The organism is Undibacterium sp. RuTC16W (assembly GCF_049339445.1).
Classification (GTDB): Bacteria; Pseudomonadota; Gammaproteobacteria; order Burkholderiales; family Burkholderiaceae_D; genus Undibacterium.
In genome coordinates this window covers 137,442-154,639 of sequence record NZ_JBMPPE010000010.1, presented here as the reverse complement: position 1 = coordinate 154,639, position 17,198 = coordinate 137,442, and the positions used below count along the sequence as shown (strand labels likewise).

Annotated in this window: 16 protein-coding genes and 2 tRNA genes; 11 read left to right on the top strand and 7 right to left on the bottom strand. The window is 50.5% G+C overall.

Annotated features, from left to right (window positions below; genetic code table 11):
• The first annotated feature begins 277 nt into the window (after positions 1-277).
• Positions 278-353, top strand: a tRNA-Val gene (locus tag ACO0K4_RS17465).
• Positions 354-385: 32 nt separating this feature from the next.
• Positions 386-462, top strand: a tRNA-Asp gene (locus ACO0K4_RS17460).
• Between the two features lie 71 nt (positions 463-533).
• Here ACO0K4_RS17460 and ACO0K4_RS17455 read toward each other — a convergent pair.
• Positions 534-890 carry a hypothetical protein gene (locus tag ACO0K4_RS17455; protein WP_422957943.1) on the bottom strand — a complete coding sequence of 119 codons (357 nt, stop codon included), beginning with the start codon at positions 888-890 and terminating at the stop codon, positions 534-536.
• Positions 891-1,194: 304 nt separating this feature from the next.
• Positions 1,195-2,103, bottom strand: coding sequence for a recombination-associated protein RdgC (locus ACO0K4_RS17450; protein WP_422957942.1), 909 nt, complete (start codon positions 2,101-2,103; stop codon positions 1,195-1,197).
• A gap of 119 nt (positions 2,104-2,222) precedes the next feature.
• Here ACO0K4_RS17450 and ACO0K4_RS17445 point away from each other — a divergent pair, with 119 nt between their 5' ends.
• From ACO0K4_RS17445 to ACO0K4_RS17420, 6 genes are all read left to right on the top strand, one after another.
• Positions 2,223-2,831, top strand: a complete 609-nt coding sequence (locus ACO0K4_RS17445; RefSeq protein ID WP_422957953.1) for a DUF6622 family protein — start codon at positions 2,223-2,225, stop codon at positions 2,829-2,831.
• Positions 2,832-2,988: 157 nt separating this feature from the next.
• Positions 2,989-4,701, top strand: coding sequence for an arginine--tRNA ligase (gene argS / locus ACO0K4_RS17440; RefSeq protein ID WP_422957941.1), 1,713 nt, complete (start codon positions 2,989-2,991; stop codon positions 4,699-4,701).
• A gap of 23 nt (positions 4,702-4,724) precedes the next feature.
• A complete protein-coding gene (locus tag ACO0K4_RS17435) occupies positions 4,725-5,396 on the top strand; it encodes an SPOR domain-containing protein (protein ID WP_422957940.1) in 672 nt (223 codons plus the stop codon).
• 30 nt (positions 5,397-5,426) lie between these two features.
• Positions 5,427-6,176: a thiol:disulfide interchange protein DsbA/DsbL gene (locus ACO0K4_RS17430; RefSeq protein WP_422957939.1), complete on the top strand. Its 750-nt coding sequence runs from the start codon at positions 5,427-5,429 to the stop codon at positions 6,174-6,176.
• Between the two features lie 66 nt (positions 6,177-6,242).
• Positions 6,243-7,022 (top strand): SDR family oxidoreductase, encoded by a 780-nt coding sequence (locus ACO0K4_RS17425; protein ID WP_422957938.1) that lies wholly within the window; start codon positions 6,243-6,245, stop codon positions 7,020-7,022.
• A gap of 11 nt (positions 7,023-7,033) precedes the next feature.
• Positions 7,034-7,843, top strand: coding sequence for a helical backbone metal receptor (locus ACO0K4_RS17420; RefSeq protein ID WP_422957937.1), 810 nt, complete (start codon positions 7,034-7,036; stop codon positions 7,841-7,843).
• 60 nt (positions 7,844-7,903) lie between these two features.
• Here ACO0K4_RS17420 and ACO0K4_RS17415 read toward each other — a convergent pair whose 3' ends face one another.
• Entirely contained in the window at positions 7,904-8,206 is a 303-nt protein-coding gene (locus ACO0K4_RS17415; protein ID WP_422957936.1) for a hypothetical protein, read from the bottom strand.
• Positions 8,207-8,347: 141 nt separating this feature from the next.
• Here ACO0K4_RS17415 and ACO0K4_RS17410 point away from each other — a divergent pair, with 141 nt between their 5' ends.
• Positions 8,348-10,741 (top strand): TonB-dependent receptor plug domain-containing protein, encoded by a 2,394-nt coding sequence (locus ACO0K4_RS17410; RefSeq protein ID WP_422957935.1) that lies wholly within the window; start codon positions 8,348-8,350, stop codon positions 10,739-10,741.
• Between the two features lie 89 nt (positions 10,742-10,830).
• Here ACO0K4_RS17410 and ACO0K4_RS17405 read toward each other — a convergent pair whose 3' ends face one another.
• From ACO0K4_RS17405 to ACO0K4_RS17390, 4 genes are all read right to left on the bottom strand, one after another.
• Positions 10,831-11,232: a DUF3224 domain-containing protein gene (locus ACO0K4_RS17405; protein WP_422957934.1), complete on the bottom strand. Its 402-nt coding sequence runs from the start codon at positions 11,230-11,232 to the stop codon at positions 10,831-10,833.
• A gap of 67 nt (positions 11,233-11,299) precedes the next feature.
• Positions 11,300-13,348, bottom strand: a complete 2,049-nt coding sequence (locus ACO0K4_RS17400; RefSeq protein ID WP_422957933.1) for a PAS-domain containing protein — start codon at positions 13,346-13,348, stop codon at positions 11,300-11,302.
• 254 nt (positions 13,349-13,602) lie between these two features.
• Entirely contained in the window at positions 13,603-14,502 is a 900-nt protein-coding gene (locus ACO0K4_RS17395) for a DMT family transporter (protein WP_422957932.1), read from the bottom strand.
• A 321-nt stretch (positions 14,503-14,823) separates the two neighbouring features.
• Complete coding sequence (locus ACO0K4_RS17390) at positions 14,824-15,894, bottom strand: MBL fold metallo-hydrolase (RefSeq protein WP_422957931.1); 1,071 nt, start codon at positions 15,892-15,894, stop codon at positions 14,824-14,826.
• Positions 15,895-16,105: 211 nt separating this feature from the next.
• Here ACO0K4_RS17390 and ACO0K4_RS17385 point away from each other — a divergent pair, with 211 nt between their 5' ends.
• Together ACO0K4_RS17385 and ACO0K4_RS17380 are read left to right on the top strand one after the other, a co-directional pair.
• Entirely contained in the window at positions 16,106-16,498 is a 393-nt protein-coding gene (locus ACO0K4_RS17385; RefSeq protein WP_422957952.1) for a MerR family transcriptional regulator, read from the top strand.
• Between the two features lie 146 nt (positions 16,499-16,644).
• The gene (locus ACO0K4_RS17380) at positions 16,645-17,100 is read left to right on the top strand and encodes a PaaI family thioesterase (protein WP_422957930.1); all 456 of its coding nucleotides are present in this window, start codon (positions 16,645-16,647) and stop codon (positions 17,098-17,100) included.
• Positions 17,101-17,198 lie beyond the last annotated feature (98 nt).

Below are 17,198 nucleotides of genomic sequence, written 5' to 3'. Positions count from 1 at the left end.
CATCCCGAACAGGACCGTGAAACGACTCCGCGCCAATGATAGTGCTGCAACCAGTGTGAAAGTAGGTCATCGTCAGGCTTTTATTCCGCATAGCCCCGTTCAAGAAATTGATCGGGGCTTTTGCTTTAAGTGAGAATAGTCGATTTTGCAAGCGGTTTCGCAGATTTTAGCGAAATAAGCTGGAGAAAGACTAGACAAGAAGCATAAAGATGAAGTATAATTTTGCTTCTGTTGATGTGGTGACACACATCAAGTTTATCTGACTAGGCAAGAATATGGGTGCTTAGCTCAGTTGGTAGAGCGGCGCCCTTACAAGGCGTAGGTCGGGAGTTCGAGCCTCTCAGCACCCACCACAGATAAACAGCAAGAATGGTTAAGTAGTTTCGGAGTGGTAGTTCAGTTGGTTAGAATACCGGCCTGTCACGCCGGGGGTCGCGGGTTCGAGCCCCGTCCGCTCCGCCAGTTATAAAGAAAAAAGACAAGCAATGCTTGTCTTTTTTTTCGTCTGCATTTTCCTATGCTTTAGATTCCATTCATGCCGATTTACTCTGCAAATCCTTCGTCATTTCTGAAATCATTTTTTTGTAAAAGTGATCCCGCTCATCTTTAGGGCTGGAGTTTGTATCGATCATGCCTTGTACGGCATTTGAAACATTTTCAGAGCCAAATAACTGTACTCTTATATGCCAAAGTGCAAAATCTTTTGAAGCTTTGTCACTAGGTTCAATTGCAGCCTTGTGCAACGCATCCAGCAAACCAAGATAAGCATCTCTCATTTCCGTATATCGAATTTTTTGCCGTGCTGTATTTTTATTCAGAAAAAAATCGATAATGGACTTAATAACTGCTCCAAGGCCAAGTCCGCCAATCAGGGGTAATATCCAATCCATTTTTGTTCTCCACGTTATTACCATTCAATAGTTTTACATCGGCTATAAATATAGTGTATTTTTAATCCGATAGTTAATACTCGCTCGAAGGAATGCCGAAATCTTCTTCATTTCATTTTCCTGAATATCTAATTATGTAATTCAAATCTCGCAACAGTGTATGTGATTCATTTTCTCAGTGCGACTCTGTGTCTCCGTGCCTCTGTGTTGAGAGGTCTTCATTTTTGCATTAAAGTCGCGTGCAAAACAAAACCCCCGTCCAATTACTTGAGCGGGGGTTTCCAGTATAAGAGGCGTCAGTCCGTCACGCAGCCTGTGCGCTGTCCATCTCACCATCCAGCGCAAACACCACATCATTGAGCAAACTCGCCAGCTCTGCAATCATGAGTACAAAGTCAGCATCAAAGCGTTCTTCTTCATTACTACCCTTGTCCTTGCTTTCATCAAGCACATCCAGCGGTTTGATGCGCTTGATCGTCAATGTGTCGGTCAGGACAAAGCTGACCTTGTCATCCCAGGTCAGGGCCAGCTTGGTGCATTGCTTGCCGGCAGCAATATGTTTCTGGATGTCGTCCGGTTCCAGCGTGTAGCGCACATAACGCACAGTGGCCTTGTCTTCAGCCGAAGACTTGAGTTCGGTATCCTGGTCTATAGTGAAACCTTTGGGAGCTTCGTTACCAGCCAGCCAGCCTGTCATGGCTGCTTGTGGCGAAGTCTTGGTGCGCAAGCCTTCGAGTGGCAGTTTGTCGCAGCATTTCAGCAAAAGCTTGATGACTTCATCAGCCTTGGATGGACTCGATGCATCAATGACCAGCCAGCAGTTCACCGGATCGATCCACACATTGGTACTGCGCTTGACGCCAAAGGCACGTGGCAATAATTCTTCCGTAATGCGCTCTTTCAGGTCTTTCATGGCTTTGCGACCAGGTGCGAAGCCTTGTTCTTCTTCAATTTCCAGTGCACGCGCTTTGGTCACCTGGTTGATGACGCTGGAAGGCAGCAGTTTTTTTTCAGTTGCTAGCGAAATCAGGAATTGCTGATTAACACAATGCACCAGCTGATCATTACTGCGTGGCGACGCCCAACCCTGGCTTTGCATCTCGTTCGATGCGCATTGCGCAAAGGCGATGCGTGACAATTGGGTATGTAACTCCTCGGCAGTGATCTTCCAGGGAGTTGTCAGGCGAAAAACTTGCAAATTCTTGAACCACATAGCGTATCCAGACGAAGAAAACCTAGCATTCTACACGCCTGAGACCGCACGCTCACGACCAAAAACACCCCTTTTGCGGCAAGAACCAACGCTTCGTCGCTTTCTGGCATACAGGTTAGATCAGCTTTGCAATACTTCTTCCATCGCAGCAAAACAAATACCCGAATCTAATACTGACAGCACTCAAGGAGATCATCATGTTGAACCAAGTCATCAGCAACACACCAATCTATGTATGGGCAATTCTGGGTTTTTTGGCATTTCGTGGTATCAAAGCCAGCGCAGACCGTGAATTGACGGTCAGGTCCGTGATGATTATCCCTCTGGTTATGCTGGCCTTGTCGGTACAAGGCATATTGTCCGGTTTCGGTGCAGATCCTCTGGTGCTGGCAGCATGGCTGGCAACGATGACAGCAGGTGTAGCAGTGTCTTGGAGCATGGTCAGCGACAAGAATGTTCGCATCCTGGCTGAAAAAGGCACAGTGTTTTACCGTGGTAGCTGGGGCCCGCTGGTCATGATGATGTCCATCTTTGTCATGAAGTACGTTGTCAATGTGGCTTTGCATGTGGATCCTGCCCTGCATAGCAACATGTCGTTCGCTGTCATCACCACAGCACTGTTCGGTCTGTTCAACGGTCTGTTCCTTGGCAAAATGCTGCGTGTTCTGATCATGTGCAAACAAGCAATGTCTTCCAGCGCAGTATTTGCCAGCGCTGCTAAGGTTTAAAATACAACGGGTAGCTAAAGAAAGAGGATGAGTCGTAATTCGTAACAAGAAGATGCAAGATTCGCGTGCGGCATCTCAGACAGGGGCAGGGTGAGACAGTATAATGTCCCCTGTCCTTATTTTATTTATTGTCAAAATACAATAAAACTTTTGTGCCATGCTAGCTGAACAAAAACAAGAATTACTGAAATTATTCCAGAACGCGGTTGAACCCTTGTTGGTGGGTTCCGAACTGAATCCAACTATCTTGCTGGAACGTCCACGCGACCCTTCCCATGGCGATGCAGCATGCAATATCGCCATGCAGATCGCCAAGCCACTGCGTAAAAATCCGCGTGAACTGGCGCAGGATATTGTTGCAGCAGTGGAGGCACAAGATCATCCGCTGGTTGCCAGTGTAGAAATCGCTGGTCCGGGCTTTATCAATATCCGTCTTACTGCGGCTGCCAAGCAGTCAGTAGTCAGCAATATCTTGCAAAAAGGTGTTGAATTTGGCAAAAGCCAGCGCGGGGCAGGTGAAAAAGTGGTGGTGGAATTCGTTTCTGCCAACCCTACTGGTCCGCTGCATGTGGGCCATGGCCGTCAGGGTGCATTGGGTGATGCCTTGTCTGCCTTGCTGGATGCGCAAGGCTATGACGTCAGCCGCGAGTTTTACTATAACGACGCTGGCGTACAGATCAACAACCTGGCTTTGTCGGTACAAGCCCGCGCCAAGGGTTTTGCGCCTGGCGATGCAAACTGGCCAGAGTCTGCCTACAACGGCGACTATATCGCCGATATTGCAAAAGATTTTTTAAGCAAGCAAACAGTCTCTGCTGGTGATTGCCCGCCTGTGACTGCCAGTGGCGATGTTGACGATATCGATTCCATACGCCATTTCAGCGTGACCTATCTGCGTCGTGAGCAAGATGCTGACTTACTGGCTTTTGGCGTCAAATTTAATAATTATTATCTTGAAACTTCCTTGTATAAAGATAACAAGGTAGAGACCACCGTGGCCGCTCTGAAGGCTGCCGGCAAGACCTATGAGCAAGACGGCGCCCTCTGGCTGCGTACTACCGACTATGGTGACGACAAAGACCGCGTCATGAAAAAGTCGGATGGTACTTATACGTACTTTGTCCCTGACGTGGCCTACCACGTCACCAAGTGGGAGCGTGGTTACCGCAAGGCCATCAATATTCAGGGTAGTGATCATCACGGCACTATTGCCCGTGTACGCGGTGGCTTGCAGGCCTTGAATGTAGGCATCCCGCAAGGCTACCCCGACTACATCCTGCACAAGATGGTCACCGTCATGAAGGATGGTGCTGAAGTCAAGATTTCCAAACGTGCTGGTTCTTATGTCACCGTACGTGATCTGATCGAATGGTCTGGCGGCGGTGATGAACAGCGTGGCCGTGATGCCGTACGTTTCTTCCTGATCTCGCGCAAGGCAGATACAGAATTCGTGTTTGATGTTGACGTCGCTTTGGCACAATCAGATGAAAATCCGGTCTACTACGTCCAGTATGCTCATGCTCGTATCTGCTCGGTACTGGCGCAATACAGTACAGATGAAGAAGTATTGGGACAACTAAGAAACGTCGGTTTGTCCCTCCTGACAGCGCCACGCGAAGCATCCTTATTGGCAAAACTTGCCGAATATCCCGAAGCTCTGCAAAAAGCACTGGAAGAGCTTGGCCCGCATCAAGTAGCCTTCTATCTGCGTGACCTGGCCGGTGAGCTGCATAGTTACTACAATGCCGAGCGTGTTTTAGTTGATGACGAAGCGACTAAGATGGCAAGACTTGCCTTGATGCTGGCAACGCGTCAGGTATTACGTAATGGCCTCGCCCTGATCGGCGTGTCAGCGCCGAATAAAATGTAAACAAACAGGTGTATCGGAGACGCATGAAATCACACATTTATCCTTTGTCGCATAAGCAGCGTGGCGGCACTCTGCTAGGTTTGATCGTTGGCCTAGTCATCGGACTAGCGATTGCTGTAGCGGTTGCTTTGCTGATTACCAAATCCTCAACACCCTTTACCAATAAAGGGAACAAGGCCGCCGATACACCGGTCACCCAGATACAGGATCCGAACAAGCCGCTTTATGGCAATAAGGATGCCGTCAAAGAGGCGGCTAAAGATTTCGCCAAAGATGATGCAGTCAAGGCTGCAGAAACTGCTGCCAATAAAACCAGCGACAATAAGCCGGAGACGAAGCCTGAAACCAAGCCCGATGTCAAGGCACCTGTCGTGGATAAAGTCACCGCTACCACGCAGGAAAAAACCGATGCCAAACCAGCAGATGCTGCGGCTAAGTCTGCTGATGCAGTCGATGATAAATACGTTTATTATCTGCAAGCTGGCGCATTTCGTGAGCAGGCAGATGCAGAAAGTGCCCGTGCAAAACTGGCATTGATCGGATTTGAGGCGCGTATCAGCGAAAAGCCTTCTGATACAGGAAATCTGTATCGCGTGCGTATCGGTCCTTTCAATCAGATTGAGACAATGAACCGAATGCGCGCCAAGTTGTCTGAGAATAGTGTGGATGTGGCGGTTGTCCGGACTGCCAAATAACATAAAACAAGTGACTAATTTAAAGGAAATATGATGCGTTTTATCCGTCAAATGACACAGAAATTATTGTTCGTAGCTGGTTTAGGTTTGTGCGCCTTGTCCGCAAGTGCTGCACCTGCCAGTCCAGAAAACGGCAAGGAATATGCAACGCTGGAAAGACCGCAGCCAGTCGATAGCGGAAAAAAAATTGAAGTCATTGAATTCTTCGCTTACTACTGCCCGCATTGCAATGCGCTGGAGCCGTTATTGGCTGACTGGGTAAAAAAACAAGGCGACAATATTGTCTTCAAGCGTGTGCACGTATCTGACAGTCGCGTCCTGCCACAGCAAAAATTGTTCTATACCTTAGAAGCACTGGGTAAGGTCGATGAATTGCATGCCAAGGTATTTCATACCTTTCACGTTGAGCGCAACAACCGCCTGATGTCAGATGGTGATGTGCTGGAATTTGCCGTGAAGTCCGGTATCGACAAACAAAAATTTGTCGACGTCTATAACTCGTTTTCTGTGCAGAGCAAACTGAGTCGTGCGACACAATTGATGTCCGCTTATCAGGTCGATTCCTGGCCTAAACTTGCGATTGATGGCCGCTATGTGACTTCACCAGTGATGGCTGCCAGCGGTATGGGACGTGTCACTGAAGATGCTCAGAACCTTGCACAAATCCAGGTATTGGACTCGCTGGTCAGCAAAATTCAACGCGAAAAAAATGCACCGGCAGCAGCAACGCCAGCAACATCGGCAGCCTCAGCAGCAAAAGCCGCATCAAAGAAGAAATAATACTAATCATTCCGGGCTTGCCCTGAATCTAAGGAAGTCCGTCAGTCAATGGCGGACTTTTTTTATATGACAACCGTTTTTATTACCGGCGCATCATCCGGCATAGGTGCTGAACTGGCCCGCCGTTATGCAGAGCAAGGCGCTGTCCTGGGTCTGGTCGCCCGTCGCCAGGACGTATTGGAGCAATTACGGCAGAGTTTGCCCGGTGCGGATCAGCATCACATCTATGCTGTCGACGTTACCGATCACGATGCGCTTGCCAGCGCTGCGAATGCCTTTATTCGCAAGGTAGGTCGTGTGAATGTCGTGATTGCAAACGCTGGTGTATCCGTTGGCACCCTGACGGAACATGCGGAAGACATCCCTGTATTTGCCCGCGTGATTGAGACCAATCTGATCGCCACCGTAGCGACTTTTTCACCATTTATTCAAGTGATGCAGGGCTACGCAAAAGAGTATCCGTGCCGGTTGGTCGGAATTGGCAGTGTTGCCGGTATCCGCGGCCTGCCAGGTGCCGAAGCCTATAGTGCATCGAAGGCTGCCGTAATCAGTTATTGCGAATCCTTACGTGTTGAGCTGAGAGGAAGCGGTATCCAGGTAGTCACGATCGCTCCCGGCTATATTGATACGCCGATGACAAGGGATAATCCGTATCCCATGCCTTTTTTGATGCCAGTCCGCGCCTTTTCAGTGGCAGCGCTTGCTGCGATAGAGAGGGGCGATTCTTATCGTGTGATCCCGTGGCAAATGGGCGTCGTTGCCAAGATACTCCGGCTTTTGCCAAACTTCTTGTATGACGCTGTATTTGCGAAAGCGCGCCGTAAGCCTCGTGCCGGCGAAAGCTGAATACAATGGGAATGCCTTTATTTTTTACCGATGCAATAGGTCAGCAGCATCTTCCGTGCAGACCCGCGGATGATGCGGTGCGCATTGTCAGTCTCGTGCCATCGATTACGGAATTACTCTGTGATCTTGGCCTGGCGAAGTACCTGGTAGGGCGTACTGGCTTTTGTATTCATCCGGCAGCAATAATAAAAAACATTCCCAAAGTCGGTGGTACCAAAGATGTCAATATTGAGAAAATCAGGCGTCTCGCACCGACGCACCTGATCGTCAACATCGATGAGAATGAAAAGCCCACCGTCGATCAGCTTGCCGGATTTGTTCCTCATATCGTCGTCACGCATCCGAATACGCCACGCGACAATCTGGATCTGTATCGCATGTTAGGCGGCATATTTGGTGTAGATGCTGCGGCAGAATTGCTGTGCTCTGAATTTGAACTTGCCTATAACGAACTACCCGAACACAAGCATCCGCAGCGAGTGCTGTACTGCATCTGGAAAGACCCATGGATGACAGTGTCGCAGGATACCTACATCGCCAATATGCTAGCGCTGATCGGCTGGCAGCAATGGCGCACCGGCAAGCCTGAGCAAACGCCCTCTCAGCGTTACCCATCTTTCGCGTGGAGCGACGAGCTGGTACACAGCATTGACCGCGTCCTGCTATCCAGCGAACCGTACCGTTTCACTGAAGCCCATGTCGACGCATTAGAAAGGCAGCTAGGCAAACCGGTTCAGTTAGTCGATGGGGAAATGCTGTCCTGGTATGGCAGCAGGGCTATTCAGGGGCTACGTTATCTCAATACATTAGAGCGGACTTAAAAAACTGCTTTCCAGCGGCATGTCTACATTGATTCTCGTAGAGTAGCGCTGAGCCCGGCTTCAGATATAGTCCGGCCCGATATCACAGAACAACAAAATTTTTATTTTGTTTAGATCGTTTTCCCTATTTTTATCTTTCTTTTGTGGAAGATTACTCATAAAAGACACAGTCAGTCGCATCCTTGTTGACACATATTGAAGGCCGCGCAGATACTGCAAACCATCCTCTTTGCTTGCAATGAGGGGCGCTGGTGACTTGCAATAAAGCAGCATCCGGCAATGTTTTGTCACCCCTGTTCTCAGCTTGATTTTAATGTTGACTTCGAATTGGTCTTCTCTCCAAGTCACCAGCATCGCAGACATAGGCGTGCACTACATGGATGCATATTGCAGGCTTATATTTTGCTTTCAATTAAATAAATGACGTCGTCTTTTTAATCTGAAACATTGGCTAAAAGAGGACAGACGTATTCGTTTTGTATACATTTTTTGGGGAATCCTGTTATGACCATTTTGCGAAGAGCTGTCCTGCTGGCTCTCTACGGCGCGACTGCTGCCACTGTTAGCCCTGTCGTATTTGCCCAGACTGCGCCGGTTGCCGATAAGGCCGACTCTGGTATTCAGACGATGACGATTGTCGGATCCCGTCGTGCAAATAATTCTGCAACAGACACGCCATTGCCTATCGACTTTATCTCGTTGACCAAGGTTGCAGAGCAAGGTGGTCAGTTTGATCTGGCGCAGACCTTGCAGTATCTGTCTCCTTCGTTTAATTCGACGCGCCAAACCGGTGCTGATGGGGCCGATCTGATCGACTCCGCTGCATTGCGTGGCCTCGGCTCTGACCAGACGCTGGTTCTGGTGAATGGCAAGCGTCGCCATACCGTTTCGCTGGTCAATCTGTTCGGTGCGCGCAATCGTGGCAATACCGGTACCGATCTGAACTCTATTCCTATGATGGCGATCAATAACGTACAGATTTTGCGTGACGGCGCAGCAGCGCAGTATGGCTCTGATGCGATTGCCGGTGTTATGGACATCACCCTGAAAAAGAACCTTGGTTGTGAAGCCGTATTTGGCTACAGCCAGTATTCTGTTGGCGATGGCAAGAGCTTTTTGCCCTCTGCTTATTGCGGTATTCAGATCGGCGAAAAAGGCGTGATCGGTATCACCGCTGAGTACACAGACCGCGGTCGCTCGAATCGTGCTGATCCTGGTAATCCACGTACCATCGGTGACACCAAGGTACAAGGCCCTACGGTATATGTGAATGGTGAGTTGCCGAACGGCGGTAGCGATAAATTTTATTTCACCCTCGGCACGCAACAGCGGAAGGCCTCTTCTGCGGCATTCGCGCGCGGTGGTATCGGTTCTGACGACATCCCATCCCGTAACTCGGCCGCCATGTACCCGAACGGATTCGTTCCTTATATCAATGGCGATATCAACGATATTTACGGCACCGCTGGCTATAAATGGCAGCTTGGCGAATGGCGTGCAGACTTGTCCCAGACCTATGGTTACAACGAGCTGAAATACAACATTACCAATACACTGAATGCCTCGATTGCGAACAAGGATTTGCTGGCAGGTGGTAAAGGCATTAGTCCTAGCAGTTTCAACGCAGGTGGTTTTTCCTTTTCGCAAGCGACCACCAACCTGGACTTTAGCCGCTTTTTTGACGGCTTCATGAATGGTGTGAACGTCGCGTTTGGTGGTGAATATCGTCGTGAAAACTACAAAATCAATGCAGGCGAACCCGGCTCCTATATCGATGCCGACGGCGTCGGCTTTGGTGGTAATGCCGGTAGCCAGGGTTTCCCGGGTTTTCAGCCTGGTGACCGGACTGACAAGAGTCGTAACAGCGTTGCTGCCTATGTCGATATTGAAACCGATGTCAGCGATCGTTTTAAAGTACAGACAGCCGTTCGCGGCGAACGCTATAGCGACTTTGGCTCCACATTGACGGGCAAACTGGCTGGCAGCTATAAGCTGAATAATGTCGCTCTGTTGCGCGGCTCGCTGAGCACGGGTTTCCGCGCGCCGTCGCTGCAACAAGTGTATTTCTCCTCGACTTTTACTGACTTCATCAGCGGTGTGCCACAAGACGTCGTACTTGCGCCAAATGGCAGTGCAGCAGCAAATGCCGCAGGTATTCCGAAGCTGAAAGAAGAAAAATCTAAAAACTACACCTTGGGTGTCACGCTCACACCAGCCAAAGCCTTGTCCATCACAGCCGATTTGTATCGTATCGATATCAAGGATCGCATCGTATTGTCAGGCCGTTTTGACTCTGATAACTACCCGGCACTCGGCGCGACTCTGGCAACTTTGGGCGTTGGTCAGGCACAATTCTTCGTCAACTCCATCGATACCAAAACACAAGGTGTTGATTTGACGCTGACTCACAAAATGGATTTTGCTGGTGCCAAACTTGGAACCTATTTCGGGCTGAACTACAGCAAGACTGAAGTCACCAAAGTACACCCACCAGCTTCGCTGGCAGGCTTCGAGGATGTTGTCTTGTCTGAACGCGAAAGACTGTTTATCGAAAACGGTGGACCACGCCTGAAGGCAACTTTAGGCTTTGATTACACTCGTGGTCCTTGGGAAAGCGATGTCAAGATTATCCATTTCGGTTCTCAGACTCTGGGCACTTTCTCCGGTACGGCTGCCGGTGTGCCGAACGCGTATTACGCGCCTAAGACCTCGGCTGACGTGAGCCTGACTTATGCGTTTAACGATACAACCAAGCTGACCATCGGTGCGAATAACGTCTTCAACGTCAAACCAACACGACAAAATCCGGATGAAACTGATAATGGTTTCTACTACGATAGCGTGCAGTTCGGTTTGAACGGAACGTCGTATTTTGCCAGACTCTGGAAAAAGTTTTAAAGACATCTTATTCGTCCCATAAAAAAATGGCAGCAACTTCGGTTGCTGCCATTTTTTATTGAATCAACAGACGTCCGCTACCGCTATTGTTAATCAGGATCGATACGGTAATTGAACTCATAGTGATGTTTGCCATCTGCAATCGTGATCGCCAGAGTACCGCTGAGCCCAAGCAACTCTTCCGTACCTGAATCCGGGACGACGGTGCACGACAAGCTCGCCGCGCCACGCGTCATGATCCCCTTGTGTTGCAAGGCAAAACTACCGTGACGGCCATGCAGACTACCCGTCACAAACTCGATGGCAACATAGCCTGCCGAGCCTTTTACTGCCGTGCCGGCGCTCAGCATTTCGCCTTGGCTGCTACCTTGCAGATCACCATGAAATTGCTTGTCAATTGCGCGTCTGCCCATCATCGGCTGCGCATCGCCATGATGCAGATTGAGCGCAGGGAGTGTGACTTCAAATGTGCCGCTTGCTTGATGATTCATGAGGGGATTGCCTTTCAGGTGGATGTATGGAGTGCTCAGACTATCAATGAAAACGGCGTGTTAAGGATTACTCTTGCTCCGAGGGGGAACTCAATGGCAAGCGCAAGATAAAACAGGCACCTTCACCAGGATTACTCTCAACATGGATATTGCCGCCTAGTAGAGATGTCACGATGTTGTACACGATATTCAGTCCCAATCCGCTGCCACCTTTGCCAAGCTTGGTGGTAAAAAATGGATCAAAGATGCGTGGAATATCGTCTTGTCGTATGCCGACACCGTTATCCCGGAAGCGGATTTCGACTGTTTCCCTATTGAGTAGTTGCGCCGAGAGCCGGACTTCTCCTTTGGTCTTCGATTCAAAGCCATGCAGAATCGCATTGTCGATCAGATTAGTGATGACTTGCTCCAGCGGACCAGGATAACTATCCATCTCGATATTCGCTGCGATATCCAGATCGACTTTAATTCCTGACTGACGGATTTTCATCATCACGGTAGCGATGATATCGCTGCCAACCTTGGCCAGATTAAAGTGTCTTCGCTTGGAGCTTGCCTGATCAACTGCCACCTGTTTAAAACTGCTGATCAGATCCGCCGCTGCGTTGAGTCCTCGCTCCAGCAATGCGGAGGCGTGACTGGCCTCTGCTAAATATTGCTGCAAATCCGAGCGCCGTAATTGTCCTTGTTCAATCAGTTTATTAAATTCACCGGTGCGTTCTTTGAGGGTGCTTGAAATCAGCAGGCTATTGCCAATCGGTGTATTTAATTCATGCGCTACACCGGCCACGAGTGAGCCGAGTGCGGCCAGTTTTTCGCTGCGGATCAGATCGTCTAATGCGCTACGCAGTTCGCTGGTGCGTTCCGCGACGTTTTTTTCCAGCAGCGCGTTGGCGTTGGAGAGTGCGAGCTGCGTATTTTTGAGGTCCGTAATATCTGTGTAAGTCGTGATGAAACCACCCAGTTCACCCTCATCATGATACGGCGTGCCTTGCACCAGATGGGTATGGCCATTGGGGCGTCTGCGTTCAAACCTGTGTGCTTCAAAACGCTTTGCCAGAGCAAGGCGTTGCTGTACCTGCAGCTCAATATCACCGTCGCCATATTCACCGCGCTCCGCCATGATTCTCAGTAAGTCAGCGAAATGTTTGCCCTCGTTAATGACTGCCGGATCGTAATTCAGGACATCGATAAAGCTCTGGTTCCAGAGTTGCAGTTTCAAGTCCTTATCAAATACACTGATACCTTGTGGCATGCTGCTCAGCACGGTTTTTAACAGTAAGGACTGACGCTTATATTCCCGTTCTATGTTGCGTTTGTTCGTCACATCAACAAAGGTTGTCACGAAACCGCCACCACTGACCGGTGTGCTGCTTATTTCAATGATTTTGCCATCGGACCGTGTGCGTTCATAGGTATATGCCTGACCTTGTTCCAGCTTTTGCAATAGCCGGGTGAATTTTTCTTCGGCGGTTTTACCAAACTCGCCGTACTCGCCGCGCTCGATATTAAATGAAATGATGGAGTGAACGTGAGGCGGTCCCTGTTCAAACAAATGCTCAGGTAAGCCCAGTATTTGTAAGACCGCCTGATTCCAGGTCACGATATGCCATGACTCATCGATGAGCGCCACTCCGCCGGGAAAGTTATCGAGCACCGCCTGAAGCGTAGAGTTTTTTTGCTGTGTCGCTTGTTCGGCTAATTTGCGGCTGCTCAGATCGCGTACTACCAGAATCGTACGCGTCGTTCCGTTATCCGTCAGACAGCTTAGTCCCAGTTCTGCCGGAAAAAGACTGCCGTCCAGCCGCCGTGCCATCCATTCAAAGCGCTGAGGTATGCCTTCGTTAGCGAGTCGCACATACTCACGCGCGGTCGGCAATGATACGCGGCCATCCGGTTGTATTTCAGGAGAAAAATCGATGGGAGAGATGCGAGAAAATTGCTCGCGTGTCGCACCGTATAAGCGCTCGGCACTTGGATTACAGTCAACAAACCGCGTCCCCTCCAGCACCAGCATGGCATCAAGCGATTGTTCGACCATTGCTTGATAGATTGCCTCCCTGGAAATGCCGTGAGAGCCAAACATGGGAGTAGGCATGCCGTCCGAAGGGCTCATGCTAAATCCGCACAGGTTGACAGGACAGACAGGGCAGCCGCAGCGAGTCTGGCAAGCGCAGATTGCCTGAGTACACACGCCGCACGTCCTCCGTCTGCCATGCTGTCCCCTATTTTTGTTTCAGGCTCTCAGAATAGTACAGATCGCTAATGAAAAATAGAGGGCATGGTGTTTTCCGCTGAGCGGCGTTGTTCGCTGGAATACAGATGGCCGGTGAGAGCGTTGGTTGTGAGTCTTTCGCGCCTCTGCATGAATTATTTATTCGTCAGCGAGACACCGGCAATCACCAGCAAGCCGCCGATCACCATCGACACCAAAACAGGTTCACCGAGCAGCAGCGAACTCAGGCTGATGCCAAACACCGGCACCAGATTATTAAAAACAGCCGTGCGGGCAGGTCCTATCGATTTAACTCCTTCGTAGTACCAGACAAAGCCAATCACCGTACCGAACGCCCCTAGGTACACGATCGCTGCCAGTACGGACCAGGTGAACTGACTCCAGTCGACATCGCGAATTTCAAATAGGGAACCGCAGGTCAGCAGCAATAATCCCCACAGCGATGCATACGTGGTGGCCGCGATCGGGCTTAAGCCTTTCAGCGCATGGCGGCCGATGATGGTGTAGGCTGCCCACGCACAAACAGCACACAGCATAAACAACTCACCGACGCCGACCGATTGTGACAAATCATGCGCGGCCCCCGCGAGATCGCCGCGCGTAATCACAATCGCCGCGCCGACAAAGGCAATCGCGATTCCCAGCCATTTACGTGCGCCGAGGCGTTCGCCGAACAGCAGCGCGAGCGCCAGTGCCGTGACGATGGGATTAAGTGCCACAAACAAGGCAGTACGTCCCGCAGGCATGCGAGCCAGCGCAGAAAAAAAGCAAATATTGTAAAGAAAAATTCCTGTCGCACCGAGCGCAAAGGTCGCATGCAATTGCGGCCGGGTCAGCTTGGGCAAACCACCTTCGACCCGCCATGCAAGTAACAGCAACAAACCACTGGCGACCAGAAAACGGCCCGTCGCGGCGATCAGATGCGGGATCTGCTGCGCGACCATTTTGCCTGCAATAAAAGTACCGCCCCAGAACAAGGCGACGCAGATCAGTTTGAGATAAGTACGGAGTGGTGCGTGTGCGGTAGTGGACATGAGAGTGTAGAGCAAAAAAATCTGATGGTTCATATGAAACAAAGCTGATATTCGGGCGATGCGTAGATAGATCAGATAGTTAAAATAGGGGAGTATCACTTATTTCGATGACGTTCCGCACGTTTAATAAGCGGGATGGGCAATCTAATGTTGATACTCTACCGTAGTATATAAAAATTCCTGATACCGGAGTGCCGTTAGTCTTGCGGCGCTTCGTAGCGTTTCGTCCTGACGATCTCGCCTCAATTGAGTTAATCCCGACTAGCCTTGATCGTCTATAAGAGCCGTTACGGGAGTCCGCTATCCAGCCGATAATTTGGGCTAAATCCGGATAAACCGCAGAATCCCATCAGCGCCAAGTTCACGACGCAACACGCCGTCAAACCATAGTTTGTGCAGATGAGCCAGTGCCTCGCCCATGGCGAAGGTAATCTGATGCGCATCCAGCGGGCGGCGGAACATGACAGGCACGATATCGGCTGCGGATTGCAGCGTGGCGCAGACGTCAACCACTTCGGCCAGACGGTCGCGGTGATGGTCATTGAGTTGCTGAATCCTGGTATGCAAACCGCGGAAGGGTTTGCCGTGCGAAGGCAGAATCAGCACGTCCTCTGGCAGGGATGCATACTTTGCCAGCGAGTCCAGATATTGCTGCACCGGATTGGCTTCCGGTTCGATTGCAAATACCGATACATTGGTTGAGATCCGCGGCAGCACCATGTCGCCTGCAATCAGCAGCCCCACATCTGCGCAATATAGCGAAGCGTGTTCCGGCGAATGTCCAAAACCAGTGATTACCTGCCAGTCACGCCCGCCAATGCGAACGGGGCGACCCTCTTGCATGCGATGATAAGCGGCCGGCACCGAGGGCACCAGCGTGGTGTAATAGCTTTTGCGCTCCTGAATTTTTTCCTGCATGTCAGTAACCATGCCATGTTTTTTAAAGTGCGGAAACATGGCGCTCCCGTCGGCACCTGGCAAGCTCGCCGACATCATGCGCGCAAACGCATATTCTCCTGCTGTCATCCACAACGGTACCTGCCAGCGATTGCAAAGCCAGTCTGCCAGCCCGATATGATCAGGGTGACAATGCGTCGCAATCACCCGGACGATCGGCAATCCGCGCAGCCCTGCATCGGGATTGCTGAACAGGCTTTCCCACGCCGCACGCGTCGCATCGCTGGAAATCCCGCAATCAACCAGAGTCCAGCCATGCACCGATCCATGTTCATTCTCAATCACATCCTCGATCAGCCATACATTGATGTGGTTCAGCGCAAACGGTAAACCCATTCTCACCCACAGCACACCGGGTGCGATTTCTATGGTCTGCCCAAGTTCAGGCAAATGCTCGCCGAGCGGGTAGTCGAGTTGCAATTCCAATGGATTCATCGTGGTACTTTCACTAGGTAGTACTTTGCTAAGTTGAGGGTGTACACAGCCGCCGCAGAATGTCCTACAATGCGATTTTGCCTGATTTGACGTTTACGTAAACGGCATTTGTGACGCATTGTGCACATCACGAGCCCGAATTTTGCAATGCCCAGGTTCGCTTTGTTTCGCCCCAGATTGTAATCAACTATTTACTTCCTTGTTTCTGCCTATGGCCACCTACACGATTACAGAACTCGCCAAAGAATTCGATATCACCCCGCGTGCAATTCGTTTCTATGAGGACCAGGGCTTGATTAGCCCGACGCGCGACGGCCCGACCGGGCGTAATCGCGTGTACACCGCCCGTGAGCGTACGCACCTGAAGCTGACCTTGCGCGGCAAGCGGCTCGGTCTCAGCCTGTCCGATATCAAGAGTCTGGTCGACATGTACGGTTCGCCCAAGGATACCGAAGCGCAGTTGCAAAGTTTCTTGCAGGTGCTGGCGCGACACCGGGCAGCGCTGGAGCAGCAGCGCGAAGATATAGAGATCATGCTGGCCGAAATCAGTGCCCACGAGGAAGAAAGTCAGCGGTTATTGGCCGAGCAAGCTGGTAGCAAGTAAAACTACGGTAAGCCTTAGACTGATTTGATTGACGTTTACGTAAACGTCAATTTGACGTATGATTTTCAGACTCATCAGCGTACCTTGCCAGCATGTCGGCACTGTGCCACTGAACTACCCTGATTTTCACCGCTATCAGAGGATGTATGGATCAACCGACAACACCCGCAGCCCTGGATCACAAGCTCGCTTTTATGCTGCTGGAGAGCTTTAACAAGCAAGGTGCTCTGACCTCATGGGATGCGCGCCTGACCAGTATGACGCCCGGTGCCTGTGAAATTATTGTGCCGATGAGTAATAAAGTGAGTCAGCAGCACGGCTATTTTCACGGTGGTGTGATGGGCGCCTTAGCCGATGCGGCAGGTGGCTATGCGGCGAATACCTTGCTGATGCCAGTAAGTGAGTGCTTAACTGCCGAGTATAAAATCAACATCATGTCGCCCGGTATCGGCGACACCCTGATCGCCCGCGGCAAGGTCGTCAAGGCAGGAAAAACGCTGGTCGTTTCTAGCGCAGAACTCTTTGTCGTCAGTTTGGGAAAAGAAAAACTTTGCGCTGTCATGCAGCAGACTTTATTTGTAATTCCCAGGGAAAATTCCTGACACTGATTGATCGCAGGGGGACGGAATCCCGGAAAATGCGCCAACAGCAGTGCCCGGAAGCGTAATATGAAGTACAACAACTTTTAATAATGAAGTGA

What these genes read in the sequence shown, in the direction of transcription:
- ACO0K4_RS17455 (WP_422957943.1), bottom strand. Translation starts at nt 890, where the DNA reads ATGGATTGGATATTACCCCTGATTGGCGGACTTGGCCTTGGAGCAGTT.
- ACO0K4_RS17450 (WP_422957942.1), bottom strand. Translation starts at nt 2,103, where the DNA reads ATGTGGTTCAAGAATTTGCAAGTTTTTCGCCTGACAACTCCCTGGAAG.
- argS (WP_422957941.1), top strand. Translation starts at nt 2,989, where the DNA reads ATGCTAGCTGAACAAAAACAAGAATTACTGAAATTATTCCAGAACGCG.
- ACO0K4_RS17435 (WP_422957940.1), top strand. Translation starts at nt 4,725, where the DNA reads ATGAAATCACACATTTATCCTTTGTCGCATAAGCAGCGTGGCGGCACT.
- ACO0K4_RS17430 (WP_422957939.1), top strand. Translation starts at nt 5,427, where the DNA reads ATGATGCGTTTTATCCGTCAAATGACACAGAAATTATTGTTCGTAGCT.
- ACO0K4_RS17425 (WP_422957938.1), top strand. Translation starts at nt 6,243, where the DNA reads ATGACAACCGTTTTTATTACCGGCGCATCATCCGGCATAGGTGCTGAA.
- ACO0K4_RS17420 (WP_422957937.1), top strand. Translation starts at nt 7,034, where the DNA reads ATGCCTTTATTTTTTACCGATGCAATAGGTCAGCAGCATCTTCCGTGC.
- ACO0K4_RS17415 (WP_422957936.1), bottom strand. Translation starts at nt 8,206, where the DNA reads ATGTCTGCGATGCTGGTGACTTGGAGAGAAGACCAATTCGAAGTCAAC.
- ACO0K4_RS17410 (WP_422957935.1), top strand. Translation starts at nt 8,348, where the DNA reads ATGACCATTTTGCGAAGAGCTGTCCTGCTGGCTCTCTACGGCGCGACT.
- ACO0K4_RS17405 (WP_422957934.1), bottom strand. Translation starts at nt 11,232, where the DNA reads ATGAATCATCAAGCAAGCGGCACATTTGAAGTCACACTCCCTGCGCTC.
- ACO0K4_RS17400 (WP_422957933.1), bottom strand. Translation starts at nt 13,348, where the DNA reads ATGAGCCCTTCGGACGGCATGCCTACTCCCATGTTTGGCTCTCACGGC.
- ACO0K4_RS17395 (WP_422957932.1), bottom strand. Translation starts at nt 14,502, where the DNA reads ATGTCCACTACCGCACACGCACCACTCCGTACTTATCTCAAACTGATC.
- ACO0K4_RS17390 (WP_422957931.1), bottom strand. Translation starts at nt 15,894, where the DNA reads ATGAATCCATTGGAATTGCAACTCGACTACCCGCTCGGCGAGCATTTG.
- ACO0K4_RS17385 (WP_422957952.1), top strand. Translation starts at nt 16,106, where the DNA reads ATGGCCACCTACACGATTACAGAACTCGCCAAAGAATTCGATATCACC.
- ACO0K4_RS17380 (WP_422957930.1), top strand. Translation starts at nt 16,645, where the DNA reads ATGGATCAACCGACAACACCCGCAGCCCTGGATCACAAGCTCGCTTTT.